9 protein-coding genes and 1 tRNA gene are annotated in these 13,418 nt (G+C 64.1%); 3 read left to right on the forward strand and 7 right to left on the reverse strand.

What is annotated here, in order from left to right:
- Window positions 1-6 precede the first annotated feature (6 nt).
- The gene (locus ACFPN5_RS05155; RefSeq protein ID WP_379780786.1) at window positions 7-1,731 is read right to left on the reverse strand and encodes a diguanylate cyclase domain-containing protein; all 1,725 of its coding nucleotides are present in this window, start codon (window positions 1,729-1,731) and stop codon (window positions 7-9) included.
- A 126-nt stretch (window positions 1,732-1,857) separates the two neighbouring features.
- Between ACFPN5_RS05155 and ACFPN5_RS05160 the strand changes: the two genes are divergently transcribed.
- The gene (locus ACFPN5_RS05160) at window positions 1,858-4,269 is read left to right on the forward strand and encodes a hybrid sensor histidine kinase/response regulator (protein WP_379780788.1); all 2,412 of its coding nucleotides are present in this window, start codon (window positions 1,858-1,860) and stop codon (window positions 4,267-4,269) included.
- A gap of 31 nt (window positions 4,270-4,300) precedes the next feature.
- Here the strand turns inward: ACFPN5_RS05160 and ACFPN5_RS05165 are convergent, their stop codons facing one another.
- From ACFPN5_RS05165 to ACFPN5_RS05185, 5 genes are all read right to left on the reverse strand, one after another.
- Window positions 4,301-6,124: a hybrid sensor histidine kinase/response regulator gene (locus ACFPN5_RS05165; RefSeq protein WP_379780790.1), complete on the reverse strand. Its 1,824-nt coding sequence runs from the start codon at window positions 6,122-6,124 to the stop codon at window positions 4,301-4,303.
- A gap of 276 nt (window positions 6,125-6,400) precedes the next feature.
- Window positions 6,401-8,383, reverse strand: coding sequence for a TRAP transporter large permease (locus ACFPN5_RS05170; RefSeq protein WP_379780792.1), 1,983 nt, complete (start codon window positions 8,381-8,383; stop codon window positions 6,401-6,403).
- Entirely contained in the window at window positions 8,380-8,973 is a 594-nt protein-coding gene (locus ACFPN5_RS05175; RefSeq protein WP_379780794.1) for a TRAP transporter small permease subunit, read from the reverse strand. The genes ACFPN5_RS05170 and ACFPN5_RS05175 overlap by 4 nt, the downstream gene beginning before the upstream one ends.
- A gap of 90 nt (window positions 8,974-9,063) precedes the next feature.
- Window positions 9,064-10,209, reverse strand: a complete 1,146-nt coding sequence (locus ACFPN5_RS05180; protein WP_379780796.1) for a TRAP transporter substrate-binding protein — start codon at window positions 10,207-10,209, stop codon at window positions 9,064-9,066.
- Window positions 10,210-10,532: 323 nt separating this feature from the next.
- Window positions 10,533-11,429: a cupin domain-containing protein gene (locus ACFPN5_RS05185; protein ID WP_379780798.1), complete on the reverse strand. Its 897-nt coding sequence runs from the start codon at window positions 11,427-11,429 to the stop codon at window positions 10,533-10,535.
- A 99-nt stretch (window positions 11,430-11,528) separates the two neighbouring features.
- On the opposite strand from ACFPN5_RS05185, the gene ACFPN5_RS05190 reads away from it, so the two are divergent.
- Both ACFPN5_RS05190 and ACFPN5_RS05195 read left to right on the forward strand, forming a co-directional pair.
- Window positions 11,529-12,272, forward strand: coding sequence for an SDR family oxidoreductase (locus tag ACFPN5_RS05190; protein WP_379780801.1), 744 nt, complete (start codon window positions 11,529-11,531; stop codon window positions 12,270-12,272).
- 3 nt (window positions 12,273-12,275) lie between these two features.
- Window positions 12,276-13,202, forward strand: a complete 927-nt coding sequence (locus ACFPN5_RS05195; RefSeq protein WP_379780803.1) for a patatin-like phospholipase family protein — start codon at window positions 12,276-12,278, stop codon at window positions 13,200-13,202.
- A gap of 89 nt (window positions 13,203-13,291) precedes the next feature.
- On the opposite strand, the gene ACFPN5_RS05200 is transcribed toward ACFPN5_RS05195, so the two are convergent.
- Window positions 13,292-13,381 (reverse strand) — tRNA-Ser (locus tag ACFPN5_RS05200).
- Window positions 13,382-13,418 lie beyond the last annotated feature (37 nt).

The raw sequence follows: 13,418 nt of genomic DNA on the forward strand, positions 1-13,418 counted from the left end.
ACTGCTTCAACCTGCTTTTGTTACCACTGGCGCAAGCGCAATTGTTCCTTTACCGCCACGTTTGGCTGCATACATCGCCCCATCCGCCCTAACCATCCAGCGCTCTGTATCGTGGGAATCGTCCGGCATGTGCAAGGCAATTCCGATGCTGGCGCCGACGCTCACCCTGGCCTGCGCCAGCGCATACGGCGCGTCCAGCAGCGGCAGCAGTTGCGCGGCTTTGTGGCGGGCGTCGCCGGCGTCGTTCAGGCCCTCCAGGACGACGACGAATTCGTCCCCGCCCAGGCGGGCGGCGGTATCGGTCTTGCGCAGCGCCGACACGAGGCGCGTGCTGAACTGCCTGAGCAATTCGTCGCCCTGCTCGTGGCCATGGGTGTCGTTGACGCCCTTGAACCCGTCGAGGTCGAGGAACAGCAGTGCGCAGCATTGCCGCGAGCGCGCCGCGCGATGCAGCGCCTCGGGCAGCATTTCCATCAGCGCGCGGCGGTTCGGCAGACCGGTGAGCGTGTCGCGCCGCAGCAGCGCCTGCAGCTCGGCCGTGCGGGCGGCGACCGTGCTTTCCAGCTGCTGGTTCATCGTCTCCAGGGCCAGCCGGTGCCCCTGTTCGCTGCGCACCAGCTCGCGCATGGCGCGCGATAGCACCTGGACTTCATGGAAACCGTTGACGACAGGAATGTCAACGCCCTGGCCAACGGCCAGGCCGCGCTCTCCGGCCTGCGCGGCCCCTTCGATCGCACGGCTCAGTGCATCCATCGGCCGCGTCAAGCGGCGCGCCAGGAGCGCGGCACAGCCGGCCAGGATGGCGGCCATCAGGGCGCTCAGCACGATCATGCGGCGCTCGAGCTGGCGCACCCCGGCCATTGCCGCCTCTTCGGTGTGGCGCACCAGCACCGCCCATTGCAGGGTGGCCGGGTTGCCGGCGGCGCCGGTGCGGCTGTAGCCGGTGATGTAGGTCTTGCCGTCTGGTCCCTGCTCGCGCAAGGCGCCACTCTCGCCGCGCTGCGCCAGCCGCAGGCTGGGCAGGTCGATGCGCCCCTCCACCAGCGCCGCAGGGCCGAGCAGCACGGTGCCGTCCGCGCGCACCACCAGGACCTCGGCCCCGTATTCGCGCAGGGCCGGGGTGAGCAACTCGCGCGCACGCCGGCGCGCCCACTCCCAGCTCATGTGCACCGCGACCACGCCCCGCACTGCACCGGTCTCGTCCTTCAAGGGCGCGGCCACATCGACGAAGCGCCACGGGTCGGCGGTCTTTGGCAACACCTTGTTCAACAGCAGTGCCGGATGGTAGTCGGTGGCACGCAAGCCCTGGCTGCCGGCGGCAAACCACGGGCGTTCCCGGGCGTTCACGCCTTCCAGCATCCGCCCGGTGGCGGCCATTACCGTCCCTTCCCGGTTGGCGATGCCGATCCAGGCGTAATCGGGAAACGAGCGCTGCAGCGACTCGAGCACGCCGCGGCTCGCGTCCGCATCCGCGAACGAGCGCACCTGCGGCAGCTCGGCCAGCAGCTGGACGTCCTCAACGGCGCTGGCCACGACACGGTTGAGCGAATCGCGCATCTGCCACGACAGTTGCTGGACCCGCAGCTCCGCCTCCCGCTGCCCCTGCTTCTCGGCAAAGTGACCAACCAGGACCAGATGCAGCAACACCGTGAGCGCAACCGCCGCCCCGACCGCGAACATCGTGAACGTGGTGAGGCGAAACAGTCGCGGCGCGGCAGGAGTGTCGGTCATGAGGAGAGGCACTAATTGAACGGGTGCATATGATAGCGGTGTTTTACGCTTCCAACCGGAAAGAATGCCTGCTGCACATCGCTGTAGCCTATAGGACCCGGCAGGCAGGCATGCGACAATCTCAGGATGAATTTATCCGACTTCCAGGCGCTCTTTCGCGCTACGCCCTATCCCTATCTCGTGATGACGCCCGACCTCACCATCGTCGGCGCCAGCGGGGCGTACCTGCGCTCGGTGCAGCGCACCGAAGCCGATATTGTCGGGCGCTATGTCTTCGAGGCCTTTCCCGAGGACCCGGATAATCCGGAGGCAACCAACATCACCGAGGTCAAGGCGTCGCTGCTGCGCGCCCTCGCCAAGGGCGAGCCGGACACCACGGCCTTTGTCCGCTATGCGGTACCGGTACACACGGCGGAAGGAACGAAATTCGATGAACGCTACTGGAGTACCGTGCACACGCCGGTGCTGGACGAACACGGCACGCCGATCCTGGTGTTCCAGAATCCGGTCGATGTTACCGAGCTGTACCGCTTCGACGAGCGGTCACAGTCGGCCACGCTCAAGCTGACGCCACCGAGCGACAGCAATACCGAAAACTTCAACCGCGCCCAGATGCACGAAGCGCTGTCGCGCATCCTCAACAACGAGCGCGAGCACCTGCGCAGCCTGTTCAACCAGGCCCCGGGTTTCGTCGCCGTGCTGATGGGACCGAAGCATGTTTTCGAGCTGGTCAACGAAGCCTATTACCAGCTCGTCGGCCACCGTGAACTGGTCGGCAAGACGGTATGGGAAGCGCTGCCAGAGGTGGCCGGCCAGGGCTTCGAGGAATTCCTCCACAGCGTGTACCGGACCGGCAAGGCGTGGACCACGCGCGCGATGCCGGTGTCCGTGCAGCGCGAGCGCAACGGGCCGACCGTCCAGCGCTATGTCGACCTGGTCTACGAGCCCTACCGCAACCAGGACGGCGTCACGATCGGCATTTTCGCGCAGGGCTATGACGTCACCGATTCGGTGGAGGCCCAGGCGGCCCGGCGCGAGAGCGACGAACGCCTGCGCGACGGCATGGACGCGGCCAAGATGGTCGTCTGGGACTGGAACCTCGACACGGGCGAACTGGCCTACTCCGATAACCTTGCGCGGGTGCTGGGCTTTTCGCCGCAGAAGATGGGCGCCGTCAGCCAGTACATCCACCCCGACGACCGCGCCACGATTGCCACGGCCCACAGCCGCGCCCTGGACGGCGCCGGCGCCTACGCCGAAGTCGTGCGCTTCATCCGTCCCGACAACGGCAGGCAGGTCTGGCTCGACAGCCGCGGGAAAGTCCAGTTCGACGGGGAAGGCCGCCCGCTGCGCATGCGCGGCGTGACCGTCGACGTGACCGAGCGTTACCAGGCCGAATTCGAACTGCGCGAATCGAACCGCAAGAAGGACGAATTCCTCGCGATGCTGGCGCACGAGCTACGCAACCCGCTCGCGCCGATCAGCACCGCCGCCGAAATGCTGCGGCTCACCAAGGACCACGATCCGCGCACCAAAAAGGCGAGCGAAGTCATCAGCCGCCAGGTGCGGCACATGACGGCGCTGGTCGACGACCTGCTGGACGTGTCGCGCGTCACGCGCGGCCTGGTGGAACTGGACAAGGCGCTGGTGGACATCAAGTCCGCGGTGTCGAGCGCCGTCGAACAGGCGCGCCCGCTGATCGAGGCGCGCCGCCACACGCTCGTCGTGCGCACCGACGCCGCCCCGGCCACTGTGGACGGCGACCGTACGCGCCTGGTGCAGGTGATCGCCAACCTGCTGAATAATGCCGCGAAATACACGCCCCAGGCCGGCGAGATCACCCTGATCGTCGATGTCGATACCGGCGAGGGCCTGGTGAGGATCAGCGTCAGCGACAACGGCATCGGCATGGACAGCCGCCTGCTGCCCCAGGTGTTCGAGCTCTTCACGCAGGCCGAGCGCACGCCGGACCGCGCCCAGGGCGGGCTCGGCATCGGCCTGGCCCTCGTCAAGACAATCGTCGCGCTGCACAAGGGCAGCGCGACCGCCGCCAGCCCCGGCCCGGGGCTGGGCAGCACCTTCACCATCGCCCTGCCCGCCGTGGCGCAGGGGCGCGCGCAAGCCCCGCCCGACCCTGATACGGCTGGCCCGGCATCCGGCGCGGCGTCCTTGCAGGTGATGATCGTCGACGACAATGTCGATGCGGCGGAGTCGCTTGCGGTGCTGCTGGAAGCCCAGGGGCACCGGGTATCGGTGCAGGCCCATCCGATCGAGGCGATCGCCGCGGCGCGCCAGGTCCGGCCCCAGGTCTTCATCCTCGACATCGGCCTGCCCGATATCGACGGCTACGAACTTGCCCGGCGCCTGCGCGCCGATCCGGTCACTGCCGACGCCCTGTTCATTGCGCTCACTGGCTATGGCCAGGCCCATGACCGGGTCCTGTCGAAATCAAGCGGCTTCGAGCATCACTTCGTCAAGCCGATGGATACGGACAAGCTGAGGCAACTGCTGGCGACGAGCGTACCGCGGACACGATGAGCCGCGGCGTTCGCGCGCGCCGCGCCGGCTGTCACGAATTGAGGGAACCCACCTTCGCCCTGCCCCGCAGCAAGGGGGACAGCAACTGGTTGATCTCCGAGACTGCCGCAGGCTTGGTCAAATGCGCATTGAATCCCGCGGTCTTCGAACGGGCCCGGTCCTCTTCCGCTCCCCACCCGGTCAGCGCCGCAAGGAAGGTGTTCTCGTGGCCGGCAATTTGCCGCAGTGCCGCCGCAACCTCGTAACCGCTGAGGCCCGGCATGCCGATGTCGAGGATCGCCAGGTCGTACGCGCATGCTTTGGCTTTTTCCAGCGCCTGGCGGCCGTCATGGACGATGTCCACGTCGTGCCCGCTCATCTCCAGCAAGGCCATGATCGTATTGGCGGCGTCGACATTGTCGTCTGCCACCAGCACTTTCAGGCTTTTCCCTTCCGGGACGGGGGCCTCGGCAGGCTGCTGCAAGGGCAAGGATCTGTCCACCTCGACGGCGCTCATCAAGGGCAGGCGCACGACGAAGCTGCTGCCCATTCCTGCGCCGGCGCTCTCGGCACTCACGCTGCCGCCGTGCATCTCGACCAGGCTGCGCACCAGCGACAGGCCAATCCCGAGCCCTCCCTGCGCGCGGCCCATGTTGCGTGACACCTGGCTGAACATGTCGAATACTTCGGACAAGGCGTCGGCCGGGATGCCGATGCCCGTGTCGGTAATGGCGATGGTGACGCTGTCATCGTCGTGCTCGATAGAGACCGCGATCCTGCCGCCGCTTGGCGTATATTTGGCGGCATTGGTGAGCAGGTTGCTCACTATTTGCGTACAGCGCGTCGGGTCGGCGTAGAGCACCAGGGGCACATCCGGCATCGATACGTCGAGTTCATGCCGCGCCGCCTGGATCATCGGCAAGCTCGCTTCGACGGCATTCGTCACGGCGTCGCGCAGGTCGATCCGTTCCTTTTTCAATTCGACCTTGCCGCTGTTGATCCTGGCGATATCGAGCAAATCGTCGATCAGGTGTACCAGCTGGTTCAGCTGGCGTTCCATCATCCCGTAGATGCGGGCACGGGCGGCAGGGTTCGCTTCCGACAGCCGGATCAGCTCGAGCCCGGTGCGAATCGGCGCCAGCGGATTGCGCAGCTCGTGGGCGAGGGTCGCCAGGAACTCGGTCTTGCGCCGGTTTTCATTGGACAGGTCGGTGGCCAGGGTACGCAACTCATTCTTCGTGAGCATGCTGTTCGTGACATCGGTGAACAGGACCGCGACCTTGCCCTCTTTCGGATCGCCGACACGCGTCGCGTACACATTGAACCAGCGACCCAGTGGCGAGGGTTCTTCGACCAGCCGCAGCGGCTTCCCCGTCAGGGCGACCACGCTGTACAGCTCGGCCCAGTGCGAGTCGCTATGAGGCACCAGCTCGAGCACGGACTTCCCGCGCGCGTTCTTCAGGCCGGTCTGGTCCTCGAATGCGCGATTGACGTCCAGGAACCGGTAGTCGACTGGCCGCTGCGCGTCGTCGTAGATCACGTCGACGATGCAAAACCCGTCATCCATCGATTCGATCAGGGTACTGTAGAGTTCAGTCGTTTCGCGCTGCTGGGCCTGGGCTTTTACTTGTTCGGTAATATCAAAGGTCTGGTGCAGGATGAACAGCAAACGACCCGCCGCGTCGAAAACGGGGGCGTTCACGGCGTTCCAGTAGCGGTCCTCATAGACCTCGGCCCCGTCGGCTTTCCGGACCTTGATCGGGTAATGCTGCGCAGGCATGGTCTGCGGCGTGCCGCTGTCGATGGTCAGCGTAATCGACTCCCGGAGGGCGATGACGCTCGGGTTTTCCGGGTTGCCGGCAGTACCGTCAAACATCGCAAACAGACGCGATCCGAGAAGTTCTTCCCTGCTGCGCGTGCTCGTTTTCAAAAACACATCGTTAACTGCGACAAACACCGGATCTGCCGAGGGAGAAAACAGGGCTGTGGGAATGGTGAGGCTGTTGAAAACAGCCTCGAAGTGCTCTAAGGAAAGCATAAGCCGGCCGGTGCGTCAGGGAAGATGGCCCATGATACAGGGTTCGTTCCCTGAGCTACTGCCAATTTGAAAGTGCAGGACGCCCGCTTGCCCGCACTTTCCTGTCCTCAATCCCTACTTGTACAACACCCCGGGCAGCCACAGCCCGATCGCCGGGAAGGTGTACAGCAAGACAATCCCCAGCACCTGGATCCCCATGAAGGGCAACATGCCCATGAAGATTTGGTTCAGGGTCACGTGCGGCGGCGAAACGCCCTTCAGGTAGAACGCCGACATCGCCACCGGCGGCGACAGGAAGGCGGTCTGCAGGTTCATGGCCACCAGCAGCCCGAAGAACAGCGGATCAATGTTGAAGTGGGCCAGCAGCGGCACGAAAATCGGCATGAAGATGACGATGATCTCGGTCCACTCGAGCGGCCAGCCGAGCAGGAAAATGATCACCTGCGCGAGTAACATGAACTGCACCGGGGTCAGGTTCATCCCCAACACCCACTCGTTGATGATTTCCTGCCCGCCCAGCAGCGCGAACGCGGCCGAGAAGATGCTGGAGCCGACGAACAGCCAGCACACCATGGCCGTTGTCTTGGCGGTCAGGTGGGCCGACTCGCGCAGCAGGTTGACATTGAAGCGGCGGTAGGCAATGGCCAGGATCAGGCCGCCGAAGGCACCCATCGCCGCCGCCTCGGTCGGCGTCGCCAGCCCGAACACGATGCTGCCGAGGACGGCCAGGATCATGATCGCCAGCGGGAACAAGGAGCCGAGCAGCATCTTGAAAATCTCGAGCCGCGCAAAGCTGAAGAAGACGTAGAAGATGAGCAGCGCGGCAGCGCCGACGCCCAGGATGGTCCAGTAGGTGCTGGACGCGGGTTTGGCGAGCGGCTCGGTTGCCGGGAGAGTTGCTGCGGCCCCCATGCGCGTGGGGGACGCCGGCGCCGCGGGTGCGGCGGCTTGCTCCGGCGGCGCGGTTGCCGGCCCTGCCGCGGCGCCCTCGGTCGGCGGCTCGGCCAGCGCGCCTTCCACCGGCGGTTCGGCCAGCCCGCCTTCGGCGGGCGGCTCCTGCAGGCCGCCGCTGTCGGCGCCGCTACCCGATGCCGCATCGATATCTTCCTGGGCGCCCATCTCGACCAGCTCCGTCGGGGCGGCTTCCGGCGCCGTGACGATCCGGTAGCCGACGCCCATGACGGCGACGAATGCAAGCGCGGGCAGCAAGGCCACGAACAGGTTCGACAGCAAGGTGCGGCTCGGCACGTTCGCCGCGCGCGGGCCCTTGATCGCGCCAAGCAGGCCGGTCACCGCCCCTTTGTGGTAGGCGTTGGGGATGGCCTCGGTGAACGCCGGCAGCGCGACGATGCGCTCCGAGGCCGGCAGCGGCGGCGCCGCGGACGGCTTGAGCTTGGCCACTAACAGCACATAGCCGATATACAGTCCGGCCAGCATGATCCCCGGGAACAAGGCGCCCGCGTACAGCTTGACCACTGATACCCCGGCCGTCGCGCCATACACGATCAGGAGCACCGACGGCGGAATCAGGATGCCGAGGCAGCCGCCCGCCGTGATGCAGCCGGCCGACAGCTGGGTGCTGTAGCCGGCTTTAAGCATGGCCGGCAGCGCCAGCAGCCCCATCAGCGTGACGACGGCGCCGACGATGCCGGTGGCGGTGGCGAAAATGGCGCAGGTGACGATGGTCGCCACCGCCAGCGAGCCGGGCACACGCGCCATGGCGATGTGCAGGCTTTTGAAGAGCCGTTCGATCAGGTTGGCGCGTTCGACCAGGTAGCCCATGAAGATGAACAGCGGGATCGAGATCAGGACATCGTTGGCCATGACCGAATAGGCGCGCTGCACCATCAGGTCGAGCGTGAGCCCGACCGCCTGGCCCGGGTCGGTGCTATGGAAGGCGAACCAGGCGAACATCATGCCCATCCCCATCAGCGTGAACGCCGTCGGGAACCCGAGCATGATGGCGACCACCACCAGCGCCAGCATCAGGAGGCCCAGGTGGCCGTTCGTCATGTCGGCGGGCGCCGGCATCAGGGCAAACAGGGCGACGACGATCGCGATCAGGATCGACAGGCCGAACCAGATTTCTTTTCTCATGTCGATTTCGCCTCGCTGGCATCGTCCGCGCGCACCATGGCCTTGAGCTTGTCGACGTCGACTTCCTCGACATCGGGCTCACGCGCCGGCCATTCGCCGTTGCGCAGGCACACCACGCAGCGCACGATCTCGACAAAGCCCTGCAGCAGGAGCAGGATGCCGGCGAACGGAATGACCATCTTGAACGGATACAGCGGCGGGCCGTTGGCGGTGAGCGTGGAATGCTCGCGGATGGCGAACGACTCGGCGGCATAGGTGTAGCCGGCCCAGCACAGGGCGACCACGCCGGGGATGAAGAAGACGATGTAGAGCAGCAGGTCCAGGCCGGCCTGCAGGCGCGGCGGGAAAAAGCTGTACAGCACATCGCCGCGCACATGGCCGTTCTTGGCCAGCGTATAGGCGCCGGCCATCATGAAGGCGGCGCCGTACATCATGATCATCAGGTCGAAGGCCCAGGGATTCGGCGTATTTAACACATAGCGCGCGAACACTTCCCAGGTGATGAGGAAGGTGAGCACCACGATCAGCCAGGAAAAGGCCTGGCCGACCCGGCTGCTGACCCGGTCGACGAAAAACAATACGTTCTGCATGAAACTGCTCCCGGTCGCCACAAAACCGCCACCCCCGCAATGCGGGGGTGGCGCGCATGACTGCTAACTATCGACTGCTGCCGCTAGCGCTTACGCCTTCTTCGGCGCCGGCGCCTTGCGGCCGAAGTAGTGGTTGTAGGCCATGCGGCGCGGGTTGTTGGTGTCCATGTCCCACTTCATGGCGCGCTCGGCGAAGGCGCGCATCGACGCCTCCACGCGTTTGAACAGCGGATTGTTGGCGCCCTTCTTGGCCACCACCTCGTCCCAGACCGCCAACTGCGTCTGCAGCACCGCGTCCGGCGTCTTGTAGAACTTGACGCCCTGCTTGGCCTGCAAATCGCGGTAGTCCTTCGAGTAACGGTCGACGGCTTTCCACGCCATGTCGGACGAGGACGCTTCGACCGCGTTCTCGATGATCGATTTCAGCTTGGCCGGCAGCGCGTTGTACTTGGTTTTGTTGAAGGTGATCTCGAAGGTCTCCGAGCTCTGGTGGAAGCTTTGCAGCATGCACACCTTCGACACGTCCGGGAAGCCGAGCAGGCGGTCCGAGCTCGCATTGTTGAACTCGGCGCCGTCGAGCAGGCCGCGGTCCATGGCCGGCACGATCTCGCCGGCAGGCAGCGCATTAACCGCCGCGCCCATGGCCGTGAACAGGTCGATCGCCAGGCCGTTGGTGCGGAACTTCAGGCCCTTCAGGTCTTCAGTCTTGCTGATCGGCTTCTTGAACCAGCCCAGCGGCTGGGTCGGCATCGGCCCGGTGAGGAAGGAAACGACGTTGGCGCCGATCCCGTTATACAGCTCGGCCAGCAGTTCCTTGCCGCCGCCATACTTGTGCCAGGCGAGCACCATGTTCGCGTCCATGCCGAAGGCCGGGCCCGAGGTCCATAAGGCAATGGCGCTCTGCTTGCCGTAGTTATAGCCCATGACGCCGTGGCCACCATCGAGCGTGCCCTTCGAGACGGCGTCGAGCAGGCCGAAGGCCGGCACCACGGCGCCCGCCGGCAGCACCTCGATCCGCAGATCGCCGCCGGTCATGTCGTTGACCTTCTTGGCAAAATCGAGCGCGTACTCGTGGAAGATGTCCTTGCTCGGCCAGGTGCTCTGGAAGCGCATTTTCGTTGCGCCCTGTGCGCTCGCGATCATGGGCACGGCCAGCGTGGTGCTCGCGGCGGCGGTTCCGAGGAACTTCCTGCGGGTTGATACGGATTGCTTCGACTCTTTGTCACCCTTCTTCATGGTATGTCTCCTGTCTAGTTTTTTATATGGACGGAACGAATACACGCACGAGCTATGGATCTGAGCAAAACTTCCTCCGGTTGGCGAACCGGCACAACAATTCGCAGAATGTGCCTGTTTCCTTACGGATTTCTTACGCGGGGCCGGCGCAGGCTGCCCCGCCTGCCGGAATGGCCGCCCCTCTCGGTGCTGGCAAGCGATATTCATAAGACTGGTTTCAAGGCTGAACAGTTCCGGCCTACAATAGTCGCTAGCTCAACAGCAATACCGGTTCCCGGTGCCGGTCGTCATGACGTACCTCTCGTGACTGCTACCTCATCAGACTACTGCATTCCAAGATAGGCGCTCGGGGGAATTCCTACGTGGCGACTAAAAGCAGTGCTGAAGCTGCTCGCCGAGCCGTAACCTATTCTTTCAGCGATTTCGGCTAAGGCAAACTTGTTCTGACGGAGCAAATTTTTCGCGAGCGCCATTCGCCAGGCGAGCAGATACTCCATCGGTGCCACGCCCACTCCGCGCGAGAAACGCTCGAAAAATGCCGATCTCGACAGTGCAGCTTTCTCAGCCAATTCACTTACCGTCCAGGGATGGGCAGGATCTCCGTGCATGTGCCGGATTGCCGCGCCCAGTCGGGCGTCTGCAAGACCGCGGAGCAGGCCGGGTGTCGCCTCATGAGCGGAGGTCGAGCGCAATGCCTCGACGAGCAGGATTTCGACGAGCCTGCCGAGAACCAGCTCCCGGCCCGACCGCTGTTCGAGCGACTCCTCCCTTACCATCTGGACCAATAGCTTGAGCCGCTCGACGCCCCGGATATGCAGCAGTGCCGGAAGCAGCGAGACCAGCAGGCCCGCGTCCGGCGAATCGAAGGCGAAGTAGCCGCCGAGCATCCGGGTTTCGGCCGGCCCATCCTGCCTGCCATGGCGGATCTCGCCCTCCTCCGCTTTGGCCGATGCCGGATCCATCAGGATCGGCGCAGCCGTGTCGGAGCTCGATAAGGTGAAGCCTGGCGTCGCAGGCAGCAGAACGAAGTCGCCAGCTTTCAACAGCACCGGTTGTTGACCATCGACCGCGAGCGTGCATTCGCCGTCCAGCATCGTGCAAAAGCTCGGTTCGCCAAACTGCGAATAGCGTACAGCCCAGGATCCAGCGCCGCCGATGACCTTCGAGAAGACGGCACGGGGCTTGAACAGGGTAATGACCTCCGCCAGTGGATCGACCATGACAGGACTCTCGCAAACGATATCTGGACTTGGGATTATAGCTAATCCAGACCCGCCCCTGTAAAGTCCTTGCATACCCACCGCACGAAAGGCAATGCAATGAAAACGATTCTGATCACTGGTTGTTCCTCTGGTTACGGTCTTGAAACCGCACGTCTGTTTCACGCGAAAGGATGGAATGTCGTGGCCACGATGCGCACGCCGAGGCCGGAGATCCTGGCGCATGCCGATCGACTGCGTGTCCTGCCCCTGGATGTAACGAGGAGCGCGAGCGTCCAGCATGCCCTCGAGCTAGCCGGGCCCATCGACGTCCTGGTCAACAATGCGGGGATAGGATTGTTCGGCGCGTTTGAAGCAACCCCGATGGACACCGTTCGCGAGGTCTTCGAAACGAATACCTTCGGCACGATGGCGATGACCCAAGCCGTCTTGCCCCAGTTCAGAACGCGCAGGTCCGGACTAGTGATCAACGTTACCTCGACCGCGACCATGGTTCCGTTCCCCCTCGTCGCTGCCTACACTGCAAGCAAGACGGCGATCGAAGGATTCACCGAATCGCTGGCGCTCGAGCTCGCGCAATTCGATGTACGGGTCAAGCTGATCGAGCCCGGATACGGTCCAAGCACTCGTTTCGCTGCGAACGGAGGAGAACGCATGCAAGGGCTGATTCCCGGGCCTTACATGGCGTACGCGCAGTCAATCTTCGCCACCTTCGGTGCGGCGGCAGCCGTGACCACTGAGGCTGCGGTAGCGGAAGCAGTCTGGCATGCGGCGAACGATCCAGCCGCAACCCTGCGCTATCCGGCGGGCGACGATGCCATTGCACTTCCTCAGGCGCGGTGAGGGATGACTCGCACGAAGAGAAGAAGCGCCGGCATCCTCGCCATCCTGGCCTTTACGGTGGCGATGATCGGCTGCGCGAATAGCGTAACCGCGACGTCGGATGAACTCGCACCTCATCGCTTGCATGAAATCCGTGCCACCAAGCGAGTTGTGTCTCCGGACAGCCGGCGTCCGGTGATAGCACTGGTCCTGGGCGGGGGTGGGCTACGTGGCTTCGCGCATGTTGGAGCAATACGGGCGCTGGAAGAGGCGGGCTTCAAGCCAACGATCGTCGTCGGTACATCTGCAGGTGCGGTCGTTGGCGCCGCCTATGCCAGTGGACTGGGGCCGGACCAGATCCAACTGGCTACCCAAGATGTAAAGATCAGTTCACTCATGGATTTCACGCTGAGTTCGAGCGGGCTCATTCGTGGAAACAATCTGGCGAAATGGATTGGCTCGGTAACACAGGACGTGCCGATCGAATCATTTCCCATCCGTTTCGCCGCGGTGGCGACTGACTTGAACAGCGGCCAGCCTGTCTCGATCGATCAGGGCTCTGCTGGCCGGGCCATCCAGGCATCATCGGCGGTTCCCGGGGTGAACGTTCCAGTTGCCTACGGCGCCGGCTACCTGGTCGACGGTGGCGTTACCAGTCTCGTACCCGTCCGCTTCGCTCGCGCGATGGGCGCCGACATCGTCATCGCGGTGGAGATCTACTGCCACGGTCCGCGCACCGATGGGATATCGATTCCCGCTGTCCTGGGTAATGTGATGCGAACCCAAAGCTGCCTCGTCGCGGCTCCTGAAATGGCCGAGGCCGACCTCCTGATTGCCCCGACGATCACCGTCCCGGGAATCGCCGCCAAGGAAGCACAGGCAGCGGTCGTGCAGGCGGGTTACGAGGCTGCGCGGGTGGCGCTGGAGACGTGGCGACCGGATGCAGGATGACTTGGCCTGACTCGAGGAGCCATTTTCAAACTTCTCCTGTGAAAAGACGAAAAAAAGCCCCAAAGTGTTGGGCTCTTGTTCAGTATGCTTGGCGGAAGCGGTGAGATTCGAACTCACGAACGGGTTCCCCCGTCGGCAGTTTTCAAGACTGCTGCCTTCAACCACTCGGCCACGCTTCCTGTGAAGACAGGCATTATACATAAATCACTCTGCCGG

It is taken from the genome of Massilia niabensis, from assembly GCF_042655085.1.
GTDB lineage: Bacteria > Pseudomonadota > Gammaproteobacteria > Burkholderiales > Burkholderiaceae_D > Telluria > Telluria niabensis.